This is a genomic window from Roseateles aquatilis (assembly GCF_002205645.1).
Classification (GTDB): domain Bacteria; phylum Pseudomonadota; class Gammaproteobacteria; order Burkholderiales; family Burkholderiaceae_C; genus Roseateles; species Roseateles aquatilis.
Genome location: NZ_NIOF01000013.1, coordinates 96,463 through 117,504, shown reverse-complemented (window position 1 = coordinate 117,504; position 21,042 = coordinate 96,463). Strand labels below are relative to the sequence as shown.

Sequence of the window (21,042 nt, the reverse complement as noted above, 5' to 3'; positions counted from 1 at the left end):
GTCGGGGCGCGCGTCGACGGCGTCGACGGCGCTGACGGCCGGGTCGCGGCGGCGCCGGGAGCGCTCGACGCGTGTCGGTCGTTGGGGGGGATCGGGGTGGCGGCGGGCATGGCGTGTCCGTGTCGGTCCTGGGGCGGCTCAACCGCGCACGGCGCCCGAGGTGAGCCCGGCGACGAGGCGCCGGGCGCTGAAGCAATAGGCCACCAGCAAGGGCAGCATCGCGATCGCGCTGCCCATCATGAGCGCGCCCCATTCGGTGTTGTTGGGCGCCTGCATCGAGCGCAGCGCCAGCGGCAGCGTGTAGTGCTCCACCGATCGCATCACCACGAGCGGCCCGACGAAGTTGTTCCAGCTGGCGATGAAGGTGATCAGGCCCAGCGTGCCCAGCGCGGGCTTGAGCAGCGGCAGCACGATGCTCCAGAAGATGCGCAGCTCGCCGCAGCCGTCGATGCGCGCGGCGTCGAGCAGGTCGCGCGGGATCGCCGCGCCGATGTACTGGCGCATCAGGAAGATGCCCAGCGCGCTCGCCGCCGCCGGCACGTAGAGCGCGCGCGGCTCGTCGATCCAGCCGAGTGCGTCCATCACCATGAAGCTCGGGATCATGTGCAGGAAGCTCGGGAGCATCATCGAGCCGAGCACGACGGCGAACAGCGGGCGCTTGAAGCGGAACTCGTAGATCGCGAAGCCGTAGCCGGCCAGCGAGCACAGCAGCAGGTTCAACGCCGTCGTCATCGACGCGACGTACAGGCTCATGCCCAGGTTGCGCCAGAACGGCAGCCGCTCTTCGAGCAGGCGCAGGTTGGAGACGGCCGCGTCACCGAACCCCAGCGGCGGCGGCGAGTTGAAGATCTCGGCGCGGCCATGCGTCGCGAAGACGAAGGTGAAGTACAGCGGCGACACCAGCACGACCGCGCCGGCGATGACCAGCGCCCAGGCCAGCCACGGCCGCCCCCGCGCGGACCGCGGGCGGGCGCACCCGCCACCGACCGCGCGGCGGCGGTCGACGCTCCACGGCCGGACCCGTTCAGGGCGCGCCATGGCCGCCTCGCGCGTCGCGGCCGAAGAGCCGGGCATTGAGCCAGGTCAGCGCGGCGATCAACAGGAACATCAGCCAGGACATCGCCGACGCGGTGCCGAAGTCGCCGTCGGAGAACGCCGTCCGGTACATGAAGATCGCGCTGGTCATCACCGACGTCGCCACACCCTGCTCGCCGTCGACGAGGATGAAGGGCTCCTCGAACAGCTGCAGGTTGCCGATGATCGTCAGCGTCACCGCGAAGAACATGATGGGCTTGAGCAGCGGCAGCGTGACGTGACGGAACTGCTGCCACTCGCTGGCGCCGTCCAGCGTGGCGGCCTCGTAGAGGTCCTTGTCGATGATCTGCAGGCCGGACAGGTAAAGCACGACGTTCCAGCCGAGGTAGCGCCAGAACACGACGAACGCGACGGCGGGCCGCGTGTAGTCGGCGTCGCCGAGCCAGTCGATGCCGCCGTCCTTCAGCGACGGCAGCGTCGCGAGCGGGCTGCCCAGGAACGGGATGCGGGTCAGCTCCGCCAGCGCCGCGTTGATCAGGCCGTAGTCCTTCGAGTACAGCGTGTTGAAGATCAGCGCGATGGCGACGCTGGAGGTGATGTACGGCACGAAATAGGCGCCGACGATCAGGTCGCGCCCGCGCCCGGCGCGCCGATGGATGAAGAACGCCAGCGGCAGCGCGACCAGGTGCTGCGGCACGCCGGCCACGAGCGCGAACCAGGCGGTGTTGTAGAGCGCGTCGTGAAACCATGGATCGGTGAGCGCGTAGACGTAGTTCTCCAGCCCGACCCAGTGCATCGTGTGCAGCCCCTCCGCCGGATTCCACTGCTGCAGCGACAGCCAGATCGAGAACAGCAACGGGAACAGGCCGAAGACCACGAACAGCGCGAAGAACGGCGCGATGAAGAGATAAGGCGCCCACGCGCGCGACCGCCACCACGGTGGACGCGGCAGGCCGGAGCGAGCAGGTCCGGCATTCGCGGCTTCGGGCCGAGCAGGGCCGGGGCTGGCGAGACCGGGACGAGGGAAGCGGCTCATCGGGCGGCTCCCTCAGCGGCGGCGCGCGCGGCGCTCGATGAGGCGGCGCGCATCCTTGAGCGCCTCCCCGATGTCCTTGCCGCGCGCGACGACCTTCTCGAACTCGTCGCGGATGATCTGCGTCGCGATGGCGTCGAAGCGATTGACCGGGATGGCGGGGATGCGCCGCGCGGTGTCGCGCCACAGTTGGCGCGCGCGCTGACCGCCGAGGAAGGCGATCGGCTCGTCCATCACCGGATCGCCATGCACCGACAGCAGCGCGGGGAAGCTGTCCAGCACCTTGAGCGATTCGAGCTGCACGTGCGGATCCGCCGTCATCAGGCGGATGAAGTCCCAGGCCGCGGCCTTGTTGGCGGCCTTCTTCGGGATCGCGTAGAACGAGCCGCCGTAGGCGGCCAGCACGCCGCCGGGCAGCGGCGCCGAGCGCCACAGGCCGGCCGTCGCCGGCGCGATCCAATTGCGCAGCTGGCCGACCAGCCAGGCGCCCATCATCTGCGTCGCGATGCGGCCCTGCTTGAAGCCCGCCGCCCAGTCGTTGGTCCACGCCACCGCGCGCGCGTCCAGCCCCGCCCGGCGCGCGGCGCGGCCGAGCTCGAACGCATGGCGGAAGCGCGCCGAGTCGACCAGCACGCGCCCGTCCGCGTCGAAGTACAGGCCCTCGCCATCCTGCAGCCCCTGCCGCAACGCGATGTCGCGCAGGTCGGCGGCATCGGTCATCAGGTACGCCCCGGTCGTCTTCCGGATGCGTTGGCCGGCGGCCAGATAGGCGTCCCAGTCGCGGGTGATCTCGGTCTCGCTCACGCCGGCCTTGTCGAGAACGTCCTTGCGGTAGATCAGCGTGCCGGGCCCGATGTCGGCGGGGATCGCCACCTGCGCGCCGCGTGCGTCCCGCCCCTGCGCCATCGCGTAGCGGACGTACTCGCCCGCACGCGACGCGACGTCATACGGCGGCGGGTTCAGATCGACGAAGCCGCCGGAACCGACGAACTTGCCGATGTGCCGCAGGTCGATCGCCATCACGTCCGGCAGGCCGGAACCGGTCGCCAGGGCGGTCGTCATCGACAGGTGATGGTCGGCGTACTGCATGGCCAGGATCTTCAGCTCGACATCCGGATGAAGCGCGCGCCAGCGCGGCGCCGCGGCGATGGCGGCGCGGTCCAGGTCGGGAAAGGTGGCGACGCGCAGCGGCGTGCGCGTCGCCGGCCGTTCTCCCGGTCCTGGGATCGATCCCGCCGGCTGGGCGATCACGCCCGGCACGGCGGCCGCGATCCCGGCCGCCAGCAGCGCGCGGGCCGCCGATCGCCGGTCGATCGCGGGGCCTCGGCTCACGTCAGAAGTTGTAGCCGGCGTTGACGCCGAAGGTCCGCGGCGCGGCGTACTGGGCGGTCCAGATCGCGTTGGCGAAGGCACCGGAGCTGCCCGCGCTGGTCTTGATCTTCTCGTCCGAGACGTTGCGCACGAAGGCGTCCACGTACCAGTTCTTCTTCGACACGTAGCGCAGGCTGATGTCGGCCGTCGAGTACGCCTTCTGACGGTCCCCGTCGCCGAGGTTGAAGACCGACAGCCAGTTGGCCGTCTGGTAGTGGAAGCTGATGCGCGGCGCGATGGTGTCGCCGTTGGACAGCGGGAAGGTGTGCTCGTACATCAGCTGCAGCGCGAATTTCGGCGCGTGCGGCAGCTCGTTGCCGGTGACGTTCAGGCAGTTGCCGCCCAGCGCGGCGTCGAAGCAGACCGGCAGCGCATAGTCGTTGGACGCCGCCACCAGCGCGCCGAGTTTGGTCTTCGTGTACGCCGCCGACACCATCAGCTTGTCGTCGTTGGTGACCAGGAGGGAGCTCTCGATCTCGACGCCGGAGACCTTCGCGCCCTCGGCGTTGCTGTATGCGAATTGGCGGTTGCCGTTGACGATGACCGGCGCGCTGAACTGGAAGTCCCGGAACTTCATGTGATACGCGCTGACGTTGAAGGTCATGCGGCCGTCCCACAGCGTGGTCTTGTAGCCGACCTCGTAGTTGGTCAGCGACTCGGGCCCGTAGTGCAGGCCGCCGTCGCCGGAGCCGCCGGACTTGTAGCCGGTGGACACGCTGGCGTAGGCCATCGCGGTCTTGCTCAGGTCGTAGGTGGCGCGGGCCAGCCAGGTGGTCTTGCCGCCGGTGTAGTGCGCGTCGTTGATGTTGCCGGCGGTGTAGCCGTTGGCCGGATCGGTCGGATCGATCGTCGCGTTCAGCGGGATCTGCGGCGCGTTGGGATTGGCGGCCCAGAACCAGCCGCGGCCGCCGATGTTCTTGCGATCGTCGTGGGTGTAGCGCAGGCCGCCGGTGAGGTGCAGCGCGTCGTTGACGTTCCAGGTCGCCTGGCCGAAGACGGCCTTGGAGTCGACCGTCTCCTTGGGCTGGATGAACGATCCCGCCCAGTTGATCGTGCCCTGCTGGGTGCCGTTCACGATCGGGATGTCGAAGCGGATGCCGTTGTCCTCGGCGGCGTAGTACAGGCCCAGCACCCAGTCCACCGTCTGCTTCGCGGTGCTCTGCAGCGTCAGCTCATGGCTCTGGCTGCGGTAGCTGGTCCAGACGGTGTTGTCCTCCTGGTGCGTCGCGCCGGTGGTGAAGCTGGTCGGCATGTTGACGCCGAAGTCCTGGTCGTAGGTGCCCGAGCCCTTGAAGTGCGTGTAGCCCGCGACGTAGGCCAGCGCCATGCCGCCGAGGTCGTACTCCATGCGACTGCGGATGGACGTGGAGTCCCGCTTGAGCGAAGGCGCGGTGTCGATCAACGCCGACCAGAGCTTCTCGCCCGAGCGCGGCGTCTGCATCAGGCTCATCGACGGCGTGCCGCGGTCGGCGAACTGCTCCACCGAGACATCCCAGCGGAACTGCTCGCTCGGCTTCCACAGGAAGCTCAGGCGCGCGGCGGTCTGGTCCTGCGCGTTGTACTTCGGTCCACCGGTGACGAAGAGGTTGTAGTTGATCGGCTGGAAGCCGGTCAGGCTGCCGCCGTTGGACGCGGCATAGGCGGTCTGCTGCTGGGCCAGCGTGTACTGCGTGGGCTTCTGGTAGTCGACGTAGCCGTCGTGCTGCTCGTGGATGAAGGCCACGCGCATCGCCGCCGTGTCGCCCAGCGGGATGTTGATCGCGCCCTTGACGCCCATGCGGTTGTAGCTGCCGACGCCGCCTTCCACGTAGCCGGAGTTGTCCTTCAAGACCGGCTTGGCGGTCTTCATGTTGATGGTGCCGACGGTGGAGTTGCGGCCCCACAGCGTGCCCTGCGGTCCGCGCAGGACCTCGATGCCGTCGAGATCGAAGAGCATCGTCGCGGCGCCCTCGGGGCGCGGCGCGAAGACGCCGTCGACGAACAGCGCGACCTCCGGATCGGCGTACTCGGTCTTGGCCGAGTCGTTGCCGATGCCGCGCATCGTGATGCTGACGATGCCGTGGTCGCCCTGCCCCGTGCCCTGCATGCTGGGCACGAGGTTGAAGACGTCGAGCATGTTGGTCACATGCGCGTCGTCCAGCGTGGACGAGCTGATCGCGGTCACCGCGATCGGGGTCTTCTGCAGCGAGGTGCTGCGCTTGGTCGCGGTCACCACGACCTGCGGCAGCGCCTTGGACTCCTTGCCGTCCGCGGCGGTGGCGGCCGGCGAGTTCTCCGCCTGCGGCGCGGGCGCCGGGGCCGGGGTGGATTGGGCGTACGCGGCACCGGTCATCAAGGCGAGGACGGCGATCTGGACGGGCGTGGCCAGGCCGGGACGCGGCCGGCGGAAGGGGCGATCAGTCATGTTGTCTCCTGGTGGGCTCTTCGAATCAAAGCTCTGTACCGACTTCGGCCGTCGTCGACGTCGCGGGAATCTTCCGCTCGTGGCGGTGATGATCGCGACGTGTCCCGACGTTGATCTTGTAGTTTGAGTACATCGTAGTCAGTCGATGACAACGTTGTCAACGCGAAGATTGACATCGTTGTCATTTCACGCACTATCATTTACCCGTAGTCGGGCTACGGCCGGGATCCCCGTATCCATCGGACTCCTGGGCGATCAAGGGTTTGCCCTCAAGGTCGGGCGGGCCACCCGACGCGCGCAAGGCGGCAGGGAAAAGCCGTCCTCGTCATCACAGGAGACAAGCGGACATGAACCCCATCCAGGACGTTCTCATCGTCGGCGGCGGCACGGCCGGCTGGCTCACGGCAGCCTTCCTCGCGAAGCAGCTCGGCACCGCCCGCGGCGGGGTGCGCATCACGCTGGTCGAGTCCAGCGACATCGGCATCATCGGCGTCGGCGAAGGCACCTTTCCCTCGATCCGCGGCACCTTGTCGGCGATCGGCATCGGCGAGGCGCGCTTCCTGGAAGCGTGCTCGGCGACCTTCAAGCAGGGCATCCGCTTCGACCATTGGGTGCGGCCCGAAGGTACGCCGGGGCATGACCACTACTTCCATCCGTTCAGCCAGCCCAGCCAGCGACCGGGCGCGCCGGAGCTGCTGCCCTACTGGCTGCGCGGCGAAGCCGGCGCGGGCCGGGCCTTCGCGGACGCGGTGACGCTGCAGAAGGCGGTGGTCGATGCGCGCCACGGGCCCAAGCGCGCGGTGGACGGGGACTTCGTTGGCCCGCTGAACTACGCCTATCACTTCGACGCGGGCCGGTTCGCGGCGCTGCTGGCGGAGCACGGCCAGTCGCTGGGCGTGAAGCGGGTGCTGGCGACGGTGGACCGCGTGGACCTCGACGAGCGCGGCGCGATCGCCACGGTGCACACGCGCGAGGCCGGCGCGCTGACGGCCGATCTCTACATCGATTGCAGCGGCTTCCGTGCCCGCCTGATCGGCGAGGCGATGGGCTCGCCGTTCAAGCCGCTGAACGACGTGCTCTTCGTCGACCGCGCGTTGGCGATGCAGGTGCCCTACGGACGGCCGGATGCGCCGATCGCGTCATGCACGATCGCGAGCGCCCGGCAGCATGGCTGGATCTGGGACATCGGCCTGCAGGAGCGCCGCGGCATCGGTCACGTCTACAGCAGCCGCCACTGCGACGACGACGACGCGGAGCGCGTGCTGCGCCGCTACGTCGGCCCGGCCGGCGATGCGCTCACGCCGCGCAAGCTGACGCTCAACGTCGGCTATCGCGAGACGCAGTGGACACACAACTGCGTGGCGGTGGGACTGTCGGGCGGCTTCCTCGAACCGCTGGAATCATCCGGCATCGGCTTGATCGAGACGGCCGCCTACCTGATCGGCCAACTGTTCCCGTTCAACGGCGATATGGGCCCGGCGGCCCGGCACTTCAACGCATTCATGCGCGAGCGCTACGTGCGCATCGTCGACTTCATCAAGATGCACTACGCGCTGACGCAGCGGCGGGACTCGGCGTTCTGGCGGGACAACGCGGATCCGTCCAGTTGGACCGGCACGCTGACGGACAAGCTCGCGATGTGGCGCGCGCGGCCGCCGCAGCGCCTGGACTTCATCACGGACGTCGAGATGTACCTGCCGGCGAGCTGGCAGTACGTGCTGTACGGGATGGAATTCAAAACCGACCTGGGCGCGGCGACCGCGGCGCTGACCCGCGCGGACGAGGCACGGCGTGAGTTCCAGGCCATCGCGCAACTCGGCGCCCATGCGCTGCGGGATCTGCCGCCGCATCGCGCGTTGATCGAGCAGATGCTGGCGCGCGCCGGCATGAAGAGCGCGGCGACGCAGGCCGCTTGAGCGCGGCTTCGGCGCACATCGAAACCGGGAGCTCGGATCGGGCGCTCGTCCAGGCGCCCGTGATGCGAGCGCCAGACGCGCCTCCGGCTCGGATCAGGCGCGTTTGGGCCGCGCCGTGTTCTTGGCGCCGAGCGCCGCGGTGGAGTCGCGCACGATGAGCTCGTGCGGCAGCACACGGTGAATGGGCGCCGCCTCGGTCGCGGCGCCGGCATCGCGGGGCGCCCCCACCAGCAGGTCGACGGCCGCGCGGGCCATGTCGTCCATCGGTTGCCGCACCGTCGTCAGCGGCGGCCAGACGCGCGCCGCGGCGGGCGTGTCGTCGAAGCCGGCGATGGACAGGTCGCCCGGCACCGCCAGGCCCAGGCGCTGCGCGGCGGCCAGCACGCCCAGCGCCATCTCGTCGTTGCTGGCGAAGACGGCGGTGGGGCGCTGGCGACGGCTCAGCAACTGATAGGCGGCCTCGACGCCGGTGTCGAAGGTGAAGTCGCCCTGCACGACCAAATCCTTGTCCAGCGCGATGCGGTGCGATTTCAGCGCGGCCAGGTAGCCCTGGTAGCGGCGCTTGGACGCGACCTGCTCCTTCGCGCCCTTGATGATCGCGATGCGCGTGTGGCCCAGGCTGATCAGCAGGTTGGTGATCTCCTCGGCGGCATGGATGTCGTCCATGCGGACGCTCGGGTGGTCGGGGTTGTCCGCGGCGGGGGAGATCAGCACGCAGGGGGTCTGGCTGTCGCGCAGGGCGCTCAGCACCTGCGGGTTGTCGCACAGCGGCGGCGTGAGGATCATGCCGTCCGGACGCAGCGCGGAGACCATGCGGTCGACCTGCATCGGCAGATCGGGCGCGTCGTTGTGCAGGGACTCGACGACGAGGTGGTAGCCGGCCTCGCGGCAGCGCAGCGTGGCGCCCTGCTGAACGCCGCCGACGAAGGCGGCGGACGGGTCGTAGTACAGCAGGCCGATGAGGAAGGACCGCCCCCCCGCGAGGCTGCGGGCGGATTGCTTCGGGCGGTACTTGAGGTCGGCGACGACCTTCAGGACCTGCTCGCGGGTTTCGGTGTGGACGCCGGGCTCCTGGTTCAGGACCCGCGAGACGGTCTTGATCGACACGCCGGCTTCGCGCGCGACGTCGATGATGGTGGCGGGTTTCGGTGGCGGCATGGCGCGGGGGAGTGGTCGCTCGACTGTGCCACATGCGCGGGGCGTCTCGACGGGGCGCTCGTGAGCAAGCTCTTGTGAGAGAAGACACCACGCCGACGAGGCCGCCCGCAGGAGAGGACTCGGTCACGCCAGCGCGCCCCCGGTTTGGACGTCCCGTCCAAACCATTCGAGTCCCCCGTGATGTCCCTCGGACATCACTTCCTGGGCCTCAGAATGAGAAAAGCCGGCTTGAAGCCGGCTTTTCAGATTTGGTGCCCAGGAGAGGACTCGAACCTCCACGGAGTTACCCGCTAGTACCTGAAACTAGTGCGTCTACCAATTCCGCCACCTGGGCTTTCAGGATTTGTCTCCGTCACAACTTGCGTTGCAGCGAAGAATTGGACTGTAGCATAAGTTCGCGAGTTGCCAAACGATTTATGGGCCCCAATCCACTTGACCCATTCGTCCGTGCGGATCCCACACCAGCTGTACGCGCCTCGCCCAGTCCAGGACGCCCGGCTCGACCCGCCCCCAATGCGCCCGGTACGCCGCTTGCAGTTGCGGTCCCACGCCGTGCTCCGCGCTGATGGAGCCGCCCAGCTCGGCGACCAAGGCGTACAGGCCCTCGCGGAGGGTCAGTTCTTGCCCGGCGCTCAGCGCTCCGGCCGACAGCGGCCACACCATGTTGAAGTGCATGCCGCCGTCGCCCAGGTGGCCGAAGTCGGCCAGCTCGACCTGCGGGAAATGCGTGGCGAGCCACGCGGCCCCGCGCTCGCGGAAAGCCATGAAATGCCGGCGCGGCAGCGAGAGGTCGAGCCCGATCACCTTGCCCCGCACCCGCAGCCCTTCGCTGATGCGGTGGCGCAAGCCCCAGATGGCCTCGTCGGCGTCCAGCACGGCATCACGCACGCGGCCGGACTCGAACTCGCCTTCGAGCCAGCCCTGCAGCAACTCATTCAGCGCCAACTGCTCGGCCGGCAACTCGCTGCTGAGCTCGATCAGCATGGCGTAGTCCGGCAGTTGGCCGTCGAACCAGCGCGCCAGGTCCTGGCCGTGCAGGCCGGCCTCCAGGGCCGCGCGGCTGATGCCTTCGAAGGCGGACACCAGCCCGCCCCAGCGCTGCATCACGTCGGCGTAGAGCGGGAAGACCTCGCCCGTCGACGCCGGCGCCACCAGCGCCACCGCGCGCTGACGCGGCAGCGGCGCGAGCTTGATCGTGACCTCGGTGATCAGTCCCAGGCTGCCGGACGAGCCGATGAACAGCTGCCCCAGCGCCATCGCCGAGTTGTCCTTCTGCAGCCCCTGCCCCAGGCGCAAGACCTGACCCGCCGGCTCGGCGAGCACCACCTCCAGCGCCAGCGTGTTGGCGCGGACGTCGCCGTAGCGCAGCATGCGCGTGCCGCCGGTGTTGTGCGCGACCATGCCGCCGATGGACGGATCAGCGCTCAGGTCGACCGGAAACCACAGGCCGTGGGCGGCCAGCCGCTCGTTGATGTCGGACAGCTTGAAGCCCGACGAGACACGCAGCGTGCGGTCCAGCAGATCGAGCTCGAAGACCTGCCGCAGACGTTCGGTGCTGAGCAGCAAATCGCCGGAGGCATCGTCGGGTGTCCCCGCGCGGACCAGCCCGGTGTGCGCGCCCTGCGGCACGACACGCAGGCCGTGCCGCAGGGCGAGGCGGATCACGTCGGCCGCCTCGTCGCGGCTGCCCGGCAGCGCCAGCGCGGCGGCCTGCCCGGCAGCGTAACGCGCGGGCTGCAGGTAACGCGGCTCGATCGCCGCGCCCTCGCTGACATGCGCCTCGCCGCAGCGCGCGCGCGCCTCGGCGAGGAAGTCGCTCAGCACGCGGCGGCCTCGCCGGCAGTGTCCGCGTCCTTGGCGGCACCGGCCGTCATCTTGAAGATGCCGGTGGCGTTGCCCGCGTCGAAGGCCAGGTCCAGCGCGCCGGACGCCTCCAGCGGCGCGCGCTGGATGAATTCGTGGAAGCTGCCCGGCACCTCGCGCATCACGCGCTGGCCGCGGTCGTGGAACTCCCGCATCACGCGCGCCGCCTTGAACGCGGTCTGCCGCACGCGGCCCGTCGCCGAGGTTTCGATCGCGTCCTTCACCGGCCGCTGAAGCGCCCGCTGACCGGCGACGACCGCCTCGATGTCGGCGACGCGGTCGGTCGCGTGATTGAACGCGTTGCCTTCGGTCGAGATCCACGCCATCTCGGCGGACTCGGCCTGCAGCGTCTGGTAGTCGTCGACCTCGAACAGCCCATGCTGGCGCGCGAAGCAGCCGATCAGCCTCGGCAGCAGCGCCGCCGCATCGGTCGTGGGCAGGCCGCCGTCACGCGCGAGATGCTCCAGCAAGGCCAGATCGACCGGCGCCAGCGGATCGCGCGACGTCGACAGCACGCGCGTCACCGCGTCCTGGAAGTCCGCGGAGAAACGCTCGGGATGCAACTCCGAGACGAAGAACTGCGCGATGTCCTCGGGGAAGTCGGCATGGCGCCAGGCGCGGCCGGTCATCTTCAGGCGCGGCAGCGGATAGGTCGCCGCCATCACGAAACCCAGCGGACGCAGCACGCGGGTGATCGCGGCCTCGCCAGGCGGCAACGCGCCCGCGGGCCAGGCCACCGTGCGCAGCGCGCCGTGGTCGAAGACCAGCGACTGCCCGTCGCGCTGCAGGTCGGCCACGTAGGCGGCGGCCATCGGCACGCGCTGCGTGACGTCGAGGAACAGCGCCATGTTCAGCGCCTGCGCCAGCTCGGCGCGCTCGATGCGATCGCCGACCGGCCGCAACAGGCCCGGCACCACCCGCAGCCGCCCGAACGCGGCCTGCGCGGCCGGCTCGCCCAGCGCAACGCTCAGCAGATGGAAGACACCGGTGCCGGACGCGGCGACGGCACGAGCTTGCGGATCAGCCATGGTCGTGGTCGCCCCCTCAGACATCGAACTTCACGCCCTGCGCCAACGGCAGTTCACGCGAGTAGTTGACGGTGTTGGTCGTGCGACGCATGTAGGCCTTCCAGGCATCGGAGCCGGACTCGCGGCCGCCGCCGGTCTCCTTCTCGCCGCCGAAGGCGCCGCCGATCTCCGCGCCCGAGGTGCCGATGTTGACGTTGGCGATGCCGCAGTCGGAACCGCTGGCGCTGACGAAGGTCTCGGCCTCGCGGATGTCGTTGGTGAAGATCGCCGACGACAGGCCCTGCGGCACGTCGTTCTGCAGCGCGATCGCCTCGTCGAGCGTCTTGTACTTCAGCGTGTAGAGGATGGGGGCGAAGGTCTCGTGCTTGACGATGTCGGTCTGCGCCGGCATCCGGACCAGCGCGGGCGTCGCGTACCAGGCTTGCGGATACTGCTGCGCCAGCGCGCGGTCGCCGCCGCTGACCTCGCCGCCCTGCTCGCGCGCGGCGGCCAGCGCCGCCTGCATCGCGTCGAAGCCGGCCTTGTCGATCAGCGGACCGATCAGGTTGCCGGCCTCGATCGGGCTGCCGATCTTGAGCTGCGCGCGGGCGCGGTCCAGGCGGGCGACCAGTTCGTCATGGATGGATTCGTGCGCGATCACGCGGCGCGTCGTCGTGCAGCGCTGGCCGGCCGTGCCGTAGGCGCCGAACAGGATGCCGCGCACGGCCAGGTCCAGGTCGGCGCTGGGGGTGACGATGATCGCGTTGTTGCCGCCCAGTTCCAGCAGGCAGCGGCCGAAACGCGCCGCGACGCGCGGGCCGACGGCTCGGCCCATTCGGGTCGAGCCGGTGGCGGAGACCAGCGCGACGCGCGGGTCGTCGACCATCGCTTCGCCGACGGACGCGCCGCCGATGAGGACCTGCGACAGGTAAGCCGGCGCGCCGGCGTAGCGGGCCACGGCCTTCTCGAACAGGGCCTGCGTCGCGAGCGCCGTCAGCGGGGTCTTCTCGCTGGGCTTCCAGACGCAGGTGTCGCCGCAGACCAGCGCCAGCGCCGAGTTCCAGGCCCACACCGCGACCGGGAAGTTGAAGGCCGAGATGATGCCGACCACGCCCAGCGGCAGGTACTGCTCCATCATCCGGTGGCCGGGACGCTCGCTGGCGATCGTCAGGCCGTGCAGTTGGCGCGACAGGCCGACGGCGAAGTCGCAGATGTCGATCATCTCCTGCACCTCGCCCTCGCCTTCGCTGGTCACCTTGCCGGCTTCCAGCGAGACCAGGCGGGCCAGGTCGGCCTTGTGGGCGCGCAGTTCCTCGCCGAACAGGCGCACCAGCTCGCCGCGCTTGGGCGCCGGCACGTTGCGCCAGGCCAGGAAGGCCGCATGCGCCCGCGCGACGGCCTCGGCCATGTCGGCGGCCTCGGCCTCGTGCACGGCGCCGATCACGGCGCCGTCGATCGGGCTGCGGACGGTCATCGAGCCGCCCGTCGCGGCGGCGGCCGGCACGCCCAGGGCGGCCAGCAGATCGTGGGTGGTGGAAGTCATCTTTGGATTCTCCTTTGTCTCTGACTGCTTGATCGCTCGCCAGTGCGTCGCGCGGCTCGATCCATCGCTGCCCGGTCCGACGCGGCTCTGTCTGGTCTGTCGTGCCTCGGTCTGTCGGCCGTAGCGAGCGGCCGTCAGGCTAGGCGGACGGCGCGCAGGAACCGGAACGTACTTCCTGTACGTGAGGATTCCGAGCACCGGTCAACGACGCATGAGGGCTGCGCAGTAGGCCCGCTCACGGCAGGAACCGGAGCGTACTTCCTGTACGCAAGGATTCCGAGCACCGGCCAACGACGCATGAGGGCTGCGCGGTAGGCGCGCTCAATCAGCCGATGGACTCGACTTGTCTCGATTGTTGATACGCCATGCCGAAGCGGTTGGACAAGAAGTCCGGCAGCGCCACTTCTTCCTGGCGGATGAAGCCGCGCTGCGGCAGCTTGCCCTCGCGGAACAGATCGACCGCGGCGCAGATGCCGGCGGCGGTGGTGATCTGGATCGCCGACAGCGGCTGGTCGCCGTCGCGCTGCGCGAAGATCTTGCGGGCGAAGACTTCCTGCAGCAGCACGCCGTTCTTCATGCCGGAGACGGTCACGAACACCAGCACCACGTCCTGCATCGTCGCCGGCATGCTCTTGCGCATGATGGCCTTGAGCGCTTCCTGGTCGTTCTTCAGCTGCAGGTCGTCCAGCAGGAACATCATCAGGTCGCGGTGACCCGGGTAACGGACGGTCTTGTAGTCCAGGTTGCGGACCTTGCTGTCCCAGGTCTCGCACAGGGTGCCCAGGCCGCCCGAGGTATTGAAGGCCTCGTACTCGACGCCGTCCAGCGAGAAATGCTCCAGTCCTTCCAGCGGCAGGGCCGCGATGACGTCGCCGTCATGGATGGCCTCGCAGGGATGGCAGTACTCGTTGATCAGGCCGTCGACGCTCCACGTCAGGTTGTACTTCAGGGCGTTGGTCGGGAACGCCGGCAGCGCGCCGACGCGCATCTTCACGTCGTGCAGCGTGTCGAAGCTCTTGGCCAGGTGATGGGCGACGATGCCGATGAAGCCGGGCGCCAGGCCGCATTGCGGCATGAACGCGGTCTTGGCGCCTTGGGCGATGCGCTTGATCTCCTGCGTCGCGGCCACGTCCTCGGTCAGGTCGAAATAGTGGCAGCCGGCTTCCAGCGCCATGTGCGCGGCGGGGATCGCCAGGTGGTACGGCAGCGCGTTGACCACGACCTCGTTGCCACGCAGCGCGGCGGCGAGCTGCGCGTTGTTCTCGGTGTCGACGGTCTGCGTGGACAGGCCCTGCGCGGCCAGCTGCTTCAGCGCAGCCTCGTTCTTGTCCATCACGGTGACCTGGTAGTCGCCGCTGCCTTGCAGCAGTCGCGCGATCGTCTGGCCGATGTGTCCGGCGCCCAGCAGTGCCACTTTCATGTCTTGCTCCTTGTGATCCGAGGAAATCGGAGGGATGTCGAGATGCGATGGCCGCAGTCTCCCAAGGGGCGCCGACGAAAGAAAGCACGAGTTCGACGAAAAATATTGATATCGTGACGATCCGTCAGCCGAATCATTCATTTCGGCGAAATCGAGGGTTTATCAGGAGGCCGTCATGAACGCGAGGAAATCCGCCCCGTCCCCCGCCGCGGTGGCGACGTCCACCGCGCAGCCGGCGCCCGCCGCCACGCTGCGCGACCGCACCGACCGCGATCTGATCGCGCTGCTGCAGGCCAATGCCCGGGAGAGCACCGCCGACCTCGCACGCAAACTGGGCGTGGCCCGCACCACCGTGGTGGCCCGGCTCGCGCGGCTGGAAGCGGAGGGACTGATCGCCGGCTACACGGTGCGGCTCGGCGGCGAGGCGGTGGAGCGCGGCGTGCAGGCCTTCGTCGGCATCACCGTGGAGCCACGCGCCGGGCGGGAGGTGGTGAAGCGGATCTCCCGGTTGCCGGAGTTGCGCCAGCTGGCGTCGGTCAGCGGGGAGTTCGACTACATGGCCACGCTGCGCGCCGACAGCACGGCGCGGCTGGACGCGCTGCTCGACGAGATCGGCGAGATGGAGGGCGTCATCAAGACCCACACCTCGGTCCTGCTGGCCTTGCGTGTCGACCGGAGCGCCTGAGCGGCGCGGCGTTCATGTCAACTTCGTGAGCGTGCGTAACTCCCGGTGTTCGGGGCGGTGGCGCGTCAACGGCGCGGGTTGGCATGCCGTTTGCACGTGAGACGTCGCCAGCTCCAGGAGCGCACCATGTCGAAGCCCCCCGTCACCGCCAAGCACGTCCCGCCGATGGTCATCGGCTTGAAGGCTCTCGCCGTCGTGGCGGTGGCCTGGGGCGCGGTCTATCCGGCGTTGCTGTGGGGACTCGGCGCGGTGCTGCCCTGAGGGGCGACACGATCCCGTCGCTCCAGGAGTCCGCCATGAAAGCCCCCGCCCGCCTCGGTGGCGCCGCGCCTCGCGCGCCATCTCCGCTCGTCCCCGCTTCTTCCGCTCCGGACCATCGGTGGCGTCGCGCGTTGCTGCGCGCGGCCGGCATCGTCGCGCTGATCCTCGTCGCCTTCGCGGCGATGGCCTTGCTGGACCGCGCCGAGGGTGACCTGCGCCAGGTCCGGGCGCCCTCGTTCGAACCGGCCGTCACCGCGGTCGCTTGACCGGGACCGGGCCGGCCGCGGTCCGGTCCGGCCCATGGATTTCAGAGCTTGCGCTGACGCTGCAGGACCAGCAGCCAGAAGCAGCCCGCCGCGACCGCCAGTCCGATGAAGAACTGCGGCTGCAGCGCGTACTGCAACGCGCCGGCCAGGTCCACGCGGGCCCCCTGCGGGAACTGGTACAGCATCTGGAAGAAGGCTTCCATGCGCAGGTGGCCCTCCTCGCCGGTCTCGATGATCATGTTGTGCACGCCGAAGACCAGCGACCGGCCGACGCCTTCCATCTGATGCCCGATCACGCGGGCGACGACCTCGGCGGCGTACTCGCCCTTGTAGAGCTTCAGGAAGGCCGCGACGGCGATGATCAGCAGCGGCGCGCCCCAGCGCTTGAGCCAGGCCGAGGCGGCCATCAGCGCCAGCGCGATCGGCGCGAGCCACAGCGCGGCCAGCACCATGCCGACGGCCAGCCGGATCGCGAGCCACAACCCGAACTGGAACAGCGCCGGCCATTGCATCTGATGGAGCGCGACGAAGCCGATCTCCTTGACCGCCATCGCCACGCCGACCAGTCCGCCGCCGACCACGGCGATGGCCATCGCCGCCAGCGGCATCAGCAGCCCGTGCGCGACCAGCGGCGCGGCGACGCTGGCGCCGTGGCTGCCGGGCAGCGAGGCCCAGAACTCGATCGAGCGGTCCTGCTGGTCGCGTCGGGCCAGGCCCATCAGCTGATAGCCGGACACCGCCAGCGTCAGCGCCAGCACCAGGCCCAGCGTCATCAGGCCGGCGACCAGGGCCACCGGCTCGGGCGAGACGGCGTCCAGGCCGTCGACCTGGCTGAACGGCACCAGCACCATCAGCACCAGGATGGGCCCGGCGATCAGGCCGATCCAGGCCCACTTGTATTGCAGCCACTCGCGCAGCAGCAGCGTGTTGAAGAGCGTCATCGGATGTCCTTTCTTGTCTGCCTGAGGCGTGTCGTCGCGCGGCCCGATCAGAGCTCGCGGCCCTGGATCTCGGGCTTGCGGGTCAGGGCCATGAACAGGTCGACCAGGCTGGGCCGCACGCGCTGGCCCAGGTGCGAGATCGTCTCCGGCGGCGCGCCGTCGAACAGCGCCGTGTGGCGGCCCTGCAGCCGGTAGCGCAGCAGCGGATGGCCGGCGGCGACGGCATCGGCCGCCTCGGGATCGTGGGACAGCGCGACGAAGCGCGAGTCCATCTCCTCCAGCGAGATGTTGAGCACCAGCCGGCCCTCGTCGAGCATCATGACGTCGGACAGCAGCGACTCGACTTCCTCGACCTGGTGGGTGGAGATGAGCACGCTGCGCTCGCCGTCGCACCATTCGTCGATGAGCATCTCGTAGAAGCTCTTGCGCGACATGACGTCCAGGCCCAGCGTGGGCTCGTCCAGGATCATCAGCTTGGCGTCGATGGCGGCCACCAGCGCCAGGTGCAGCTGGGTCACCATGCCCTTGGACAGGTGCTTGACCTTGTCCTGCTCGGTCACCGAGGTGCGCTTGAGCAACTGGCGGGCACGGTCGGCGGAGAAGCGCGGCTGCAGGCCGCTCATCAGCGTGATCAGCTCCGACACGCGGGCCCAGCGCGGCAGCACCGCCACGTCGGGGATGTAGCAGAGCTCGGTGAGCAGCTCGTTGCGCCGGGCATGCGGGTCGCGGCCGAGCACGGTGAGCTCGCCCGCCGGGCGCTTCAGGCCGACCAGCGCCTTCATCAGCGTGGTCTTGCCGGCGCCGTTATGGCCCAGCAGTCCGACCACCCGGCCCGCCGGGATGGTGAAGGACAAGTCCTGCAGGGCGGCCTTGCTGCCGTAGTTAAGGCTGAGGTGCTTGGCCTCGATGAGCGTCTTCATGCGTCCTCCCATTTCAGATCCTTGGCGGTCAGGCCCAGGCGCCGGAGTTTCTCCCGCAATCGGGGCCATTCCTCCTGGAGGAATTGCTCGCGCTCGGTGCGCAGCAGCCGGATGCGGGCGCCGTCGCGGACGTACATGCCCATGCCGCGACGGCTCTCGAGCAGGCCTTCGTCCACGAGCGCCTGGAGGGCGCGGCTGACGGTCAGCGGGTTGATGACGTAGCGGCTGGCCAGCGTCCTGACGGACGGCAGGGCTTCACCTTCGGGCGGATCGCCGTCCAGCAGTTGCGCCGCCAACTGGTCGGCGAGCTGCTGATAGATCGGCGCTTGATCGTTCCAGCTGTGCATGTCGCGGGGCGCGGACGCGCCGGTGTGTTGCTGATGTAGCACACCATATCAAGCCACCGGGGGCCGCCCCAGCAACGCGCGACGGACTGCAGAAAAGGGGGGATGAAGCGGGGAACCGGTTGGGGTCTACCTGACCAGGGGCAGTCCATCCCAGCCCCGGGGTGCAGCCCCCCCCCTCGCGGGTGCATCTTGCAAAAGGCGGAACATCCAACCGATCAGGGCGTTTGTCCCATTCAACCCGAAAACACGATCTCCATTGACCAAATAACTCTATATATGTAGAGTTATTTGATGATCCGCAAACGCGCACCCTCACCCCAAGCCGTAGGGCTACTCGCAGAACTGGCCCGTGCGCCACGAATCTGGCATCACGGCTATGAACTGACCAAAGCCCTGGGCATCAAGTCCGGCACGCTGTACCCGCTGCTGATGCGCCTGGAGGGCCAGGGCTTGCTGGAGGCGGAATGGCGCGAGTCGGACCAACCAGGACGCCCGGCGCGGCACGCCTATCGATTGACGGCTCAGGGATTGCAGGCAGCTCGTGACGCCACCACAACGGGCCCCGGCGAAACCTTCCCTGTCGCATCATGAATTCGCAGGCAGCGCGCATGCTGGCACGGCTGTGCATGCGATGGGCACGGCGGCTTTGCCCACCAACACAGGGTGTCTGGATCGACGCCATGGCGGCCGAGGTCGAATGCATTGCCGGTGACCGCGAGGCCCTGTTCTTCGCGGTTGGGTGCCTACGGCTCATGGCTGCAATGGCAGTGACCAGTGCGGCGACGCCGCTGCGCGTCGGTCTGGTGTGCGGATGCGCAGCGACCTTGCTGGGATGCGCCGTCATGTGGAGCATGGGCGCGCCGCGGAACTATGTGGTGCTCAACGGAGCCTCCTTGCTGCTGGCCTGCGGCGTGATGGCGTGGAAACCTGCGCGGACGCTTGCCCTATCCCGGCCGCTGGCTCCCATTGCCTTCGGCTTGGTGATGCTGGCCACGGCGCTCTTCGGCGTCGAGGTCGACGACACAGCGCGTTGGCTGGTCCTGGGGCCGCTGAGACTGCAGCCCAGCCTGGTGCTAGTGCCCATGATGGTCGTGATCCTTGCCGCCCGCCCGACTCGAGCGGCCTCGCTCGGGGTATGCCTTGCGGCGCTGGCACTGGCCCTGCAGGCGGACGTGGCGCTCTCCACCGCAGTGCTGATGGCGCTATTGCCGCTCATCCTGCGCCGGCGGTCCTCAACATTGCTGATCTGGCTGGTGGCGACCTGGGCCGCTGCCGTGCACAGAGCCTCATCCAGCGCAGATGCGCCCTTCGTCGACGGCATCGTAGCGATGGCATTTGGCAGTAGCGTCTTCCAGGGCACGCTGCTCTGCGCCGGGCTGGCCGCGCTTATCGTGCCGGCCTTGTGGTTCAGGCGGGAGGATGGGGCGCAGACCTCTACGGCGCTTGCTTCTTTCGGCTGCTTCTGGGGCGGCCTCGCCGTCGCCAGCCTGCTGTGCCATGGCGGAGCACCACTGGTGAGTTTCGGCGGCAGTGCGGTGCTGGGCTACTTCCTGAGCCTAGGTTCCCTTCCAGTCCCTGAACCTCGGACTCCAGCCATCGAGGACACCTAGACATGCAGCGACTCAACCTTGTCTGGCGCAAGCCGTGGCGCTACCTGGCCATCGCGCTGATGGCCGCCGCCGCACTCTACGGCGCGTGGGCGGAGTTGACCCGCACACGCGGCTCCCAGGCGGTGACTTTTGTTCCAGCCAAGCAGGAATGCGCCATCGCCGGGCCGCTGCGCTACTGCGTCAATCGCGCCGTGGGCGGCACGAACGGAGACTTCGTTTATCACCTGCATGGTCGCGGCCTCGACGAGCAGATCTGGAACGACGACACCTACTTCACTGCCATGCTGCAGGCGCGCTGGCAGGAGACGCGGGTATTGCCACCGACCGTGATCTCGATCTCCTATGGTCCGACCTGGCTACTGACGCCCAAGGGTCGCAAGCCCGACAGCGGCCTGCTGGACGATCTGATGATCCGCATGCCGGAGATCGAGGCTCGGGTAGGAGCGCCCAGGCGCCGCATGCTGATGGGTGAATCCATGGGCGGCCTCAATGTGCTCATCGCCGGCCTGTCCTACCCGGCCCGATTCACCAAGGTCGCTGCGCTATGCCCAGGCGTCTATGCAGACTCGCCATTCGATTCCTTGGGTACCCTGTGGGCCTCGATGGGGCGAACGGGCGCGAGCCCCAAGATCATTGCAGGCATCTGGCTCCTGGCCAGGCAGTACGTGGGCGACGCCGACGAATGGCAGCGCATCTCGCCGCTCAGCCTCATCGAACGCGCCGGACCCGGCACGCCCGCGCTGTACCTGTCTTGTGGTCTGTACGACGCCTACGGCAACTACGAGGGCACGCAGCGCCTGGCAGAGGCTGCTCGGCGACGCGGTGTCAGTGCGGAGTGGCATCCTCTGTACGGCGGGCACTGCGCGGTGGACGTGGATTCGCTGACGGAGTTTTTAGCGAAGTGAGGTCAGCGGCCAGTAAACCCATCTTGAACGCCGAGACGGTGCCATTCAGGATGGTCCTGGAGCGTTCAACGTTCAGTGAGACGGCAGTTCAGGGTGCCGTGAGGTGCTCGCCGCCAAGGCTTTGCCCAGCTGGCCAGATCAGGTTTGACATGGGTGAGAACCGACAGAACCGGTTGGAGGCGACGCCCGGTGCCTGGTGGCCCGCCCCCTCACGAACTCGCCGGCAGGGAAAACGACCTTGACCGGGGTGGCGCGATCGCCGCCAATCCGCGCCTCTGTGGGGCGGTTTTTCGCCCCTTGTCATCACATGCTGGGATTCGGCCGGCCGCTCATTCGCCGCGCCGCGCATCCAGTCTC

General features: G+C 68.8%; 19 protein-coding genes, 1 tRNA gene and 1 other RNA gene. 7 read left to right on the top strand and 14 right to left on the bottom strand.

The genetic code is table 11. From position 1 onward, the window contains the following. Positions 1-138: 138 nt before the first annotated feature. The 4 genes from CDN99_RS22500 to CDN99_RS22485 are packed head-to-tail and all read right to left on the bottom strand — an operon-like array spanning position 139 to position 5,843. Entirely contained in the window at positions 139-1,038 is a 900-nt protein-coding gene (locus CDN99_RS22500; RefSeq protein WP_088387197.1) for a carbohydrate ABC transporter permease, read from the bottom strand. Then, positions 1,025-2,071 (bottom strand): carbohydrate ABC transporter permease, encoded by a 1,047-nt coding sequence (locus CDN99_RS22495; protein WP_088387151.1) that lies wholly within the window; start codon positions 2,069-2,071, stop codon positions 1,025-1,027. Before CDN99_RS22495 ends, CDN99_RS22500 begins: the two co-directional genes overlap by 14 nt. A 12-nt stretch (positions 2,072-2,083) precedes the next feature. Next, positions 2,084-3,400, bottom strand: coding sequence for an ABC transporter substrate-binding protein (locus tag CDN99_RS22490; protein WP_202820311.1), 1,317 nt, complete (start codon positions 3,398-3,400; stop codon positions 2,084-2,086). 1 nt (position 3,401) lies between these two features. Then, positions 3,402-5,843: a TonB-dependent receptor gene (locus CDN99_RS22485; RefSeq protein WP_088387150.1), complete on the bottom strand. Its 2,442-nt coding sequence runs from the start codon at positions 5,841-5,843 to the stop codon at positions 3,402-3,404. Between the two features lie 347 nt (positions 5,844-6,190). Here CDN99_RS22485 and CDN99_RS22480 point away from each other — a divergent pair, with 347 nt between their 5' ends. Continuing rightward, on the top strand, positions 6,191-7,759 hold the full coding sequence (locus CDN99_RS22480; RefSeq protein ID WP_088387149.1) for a tryptophan halogenase family protein: 1,569 nt from the start codon (positions 6,191-6,193) through the stop codon (positions 7,757-7,759). A gap of 93 nt (positions 7,760-7,852) precedes the next feature. Here the strand turns inward: CDN99_RS22480 and CDN99_RS22475 are convergent, their stop codons facing one another. The 7 genes from CDN99_RS22475 to CDN99_RS22440 all read right to left on the bottom strand — a co-directional run bounded on the left by CDN99_RS22475 (position 7,853) and on the right by CDN99_RS22440 (position 14,750). Next, positions 7,853-8,917, bottom strand: coding sequence for a LacI family DNA-binding transcriptional regulator (locus tag CDN99_RS22475; RefSeq protein ID WP_088387148.1), 1,065 nt, complete (start codon positions 8,915-8,917; stop codon positions 7,853-7,855). Positions 8,918-9,166: 249 nt separating this feature from the next. Next, a tRNA-Leu gene (locus CDN99_RS22470) sits at positions 9,167-9,251 on the bottom strand. Between the two features lie 80 nt (positions 9,252-9,331). Continuing rightward, positions 9,332-10,741: an FAD-binding oxidoreductase gene (locus CDN99_RS28415; protein ID WP_158218928.1), complete on the bottom strand. Its 1,410-nt coding sequence runs from the start codon at positions 10,739-10,741 to the stop codon at positions 9,332-9,334. After that, positions 10,735-11,808 carry a 2-oxoadipate dioxygenase/decarboxylase family protein gene (locus tag CDN99_RS22455; protein WP_088387147.1) on the bottom strand — a complete coding sequence of 358 codons (1,074 nt, stop codon included), beginning with the start codon at positions 11,806-11,808 and terminating at the stop codon, positions 10,735-10,737. Before CDN99_RS22455 ends, CDN99_RS28415 begins: the two co-directional genes overlap by 7 nt. 16 nt (positions 11,809-11,824) lie before the next feature. Continuing rightward, entirely contained in the window at positions 11,825-13,330 is a 1,506-nt protein-coding gene (gene amaB / locus CDN99_RS22450) for an L-piperidine-6-carboxylate dehydrogenase (RefSeq protein WP_088387146.1), read from the bottom strand. Positions 13,331-13,439: 109 nt separating this feature from the next. Then, a non-coding RNA gene (locus CDN99_RS22445) (sX9 sRNA) lies at positions 13,440-13,513 on the bottom strand. A 142-nt stretch (positions 13,514-13,655) separates the two neighbouring features. Next, on the bottom strand, positions 13,656-14,750 hold the full coding sequence (locus CDN99_RS22440; RefSeq protein WP_088387145.1) for a saccharopine dehydrogenase family protein: 1,095 nt from the start codon (positions 14,748-14,750) through the stop codon (positions 13,656-13,658). A 175-nt stretch (positions 14,751-14,925) separates the two neighbouring features. On the opposite strand from CDN99_RS22440, the gene CDN99_RS22435 reads away from it, so the two are divergent. The 3 genes from CDN99_RS22435 to CDN99_RS28410 all read left to right on the top strand — a co-directional run bounded on the left by CDN99_RS22435 (position 14,926) and on the right by CDN99_RS28410 (position 15,962). Continuing rightward, positions 14,926-15,435, top strand: coding sequence for an Lrp/AsnC family transcriptional regulator (locus CDN99_RS22435; RefSeq protein ID WP_088387144.1), 510 nt, complete (start codon positions 14,926-14,928; stop codon positions 15,433-15,435). 126 nt (positions 15,436-15,561) lie between these two features. Next, positions 15,562-15,696: a hypothetical protein gene (locus CDN99_RS29540; protein ID WP_259374726.1), complete on the top strand. Its 135-nt coding sequence runs from the start codon at positions 15,562-15,564 to the stop codon at positions 15,694-15,696. A 35-nt stretch (positions 15,697-15,731) separates the two neighbouring features. Continuing rightward, positions 15,732-15,962 (top strand): hypothetical protein, encoded by a 231-nt coding sequence (locus tag CDN99_RS28410; protein WP_141100928.1) that lies wholly within the window; start codon positions 15,732-15,734, stop codon positions 15,960-15,962. Between the two features lie 41 nt (positions 15,963-16,003). On the opposite strand, the gene CDN99_RS22430 is transcribed toward CDN99_RS28410, so the two are convergent. The 3 genes from CDN99_RS22430 to CDN99_RS22420 are packed head-to-tail and all read right to left on the bottom strand — an operon-like array spanning position 16,004 to position 18,170. Further along, the gene (locus CDN99_RS22430; RefSeq protein ID WP_088387143.1) at positions 16,004-16,903 is read right to left on the bottom strand and encodes a hypothetical protein; all 900 of its coding nucleotides are present in this window, start codon (positions 16,901-16,903) and stop codon (positions 16,004-16,006) included. A gap of 47 nt (positions 16,904-16,950) precedes the next feature. After that, on the bottom strand, positions 16,951-17,823 hold the full coding sequence (locus CDN99_RS22425; protein WP_158218927.1) for an ABC transporter ATP-binding protein: 873 nt from the start codon (positions 17,821-17,823) through the stop codon (positions 16,951-16,953). Continuing rightward, a complete protein-coding gene (locus tag CDN99_RS22420) occupies positions 17,820-18,170 on the bottom strand; it encodes a GntR family transcriptional regulator (RefSeq protein WP_088387141.1) in 351 nt (116 codons plus the stop codon). The genes CDN99_RS22425 and CDN99_RS22420 overlap by 4 nt, the downstream gene beginning before the upstream one ends. Positions 18,171-18,461: 291 nt before the next feature. Here CDN99_RS22420 and CDN99_RS22415 point away from each other — a divergent pair, with 291 nt between their 5' ends. From CDN99_RS22415 to CDN99_RS22405, 3 genes are all read left to right on the top strand, one after another. Further along, positions 18,462-18,761, top strand: coding sequence for a PadR family transcriptional regulator (locus CDN99_RS22415; RefSeq protein WP_088387140.1), 300 nt, complete (start codon positions 18,462-18,464; stop codon positions 18,759-18,761). A gap of 89 nt (positions 18,762-18,850) precedes the next feature. Continuing rightward, a complete protein-coding gene (locus CDN99_RS22410; protein ID WP_088387139.1) occupies positions 18,851-19,780 on the top strand; it encodes a hypothetical protein in 930 nt (309 codons plus the stop codon). 2 nt (positions 19,781-19,782) lie between these two features. Next, positions 19,783-20,685 (top strand): alpha/beta hydrolase-fold protein, encoded by a 903-nt coding sequence (locus CDN99_RS22405; protein WP_088387138.1) that lies wholly within the window; start codon positions 19,783-19,785, stop codon positions 20,683-20,685. Positions 20,686-21,042: the final 357 nt, after the last annotated feature.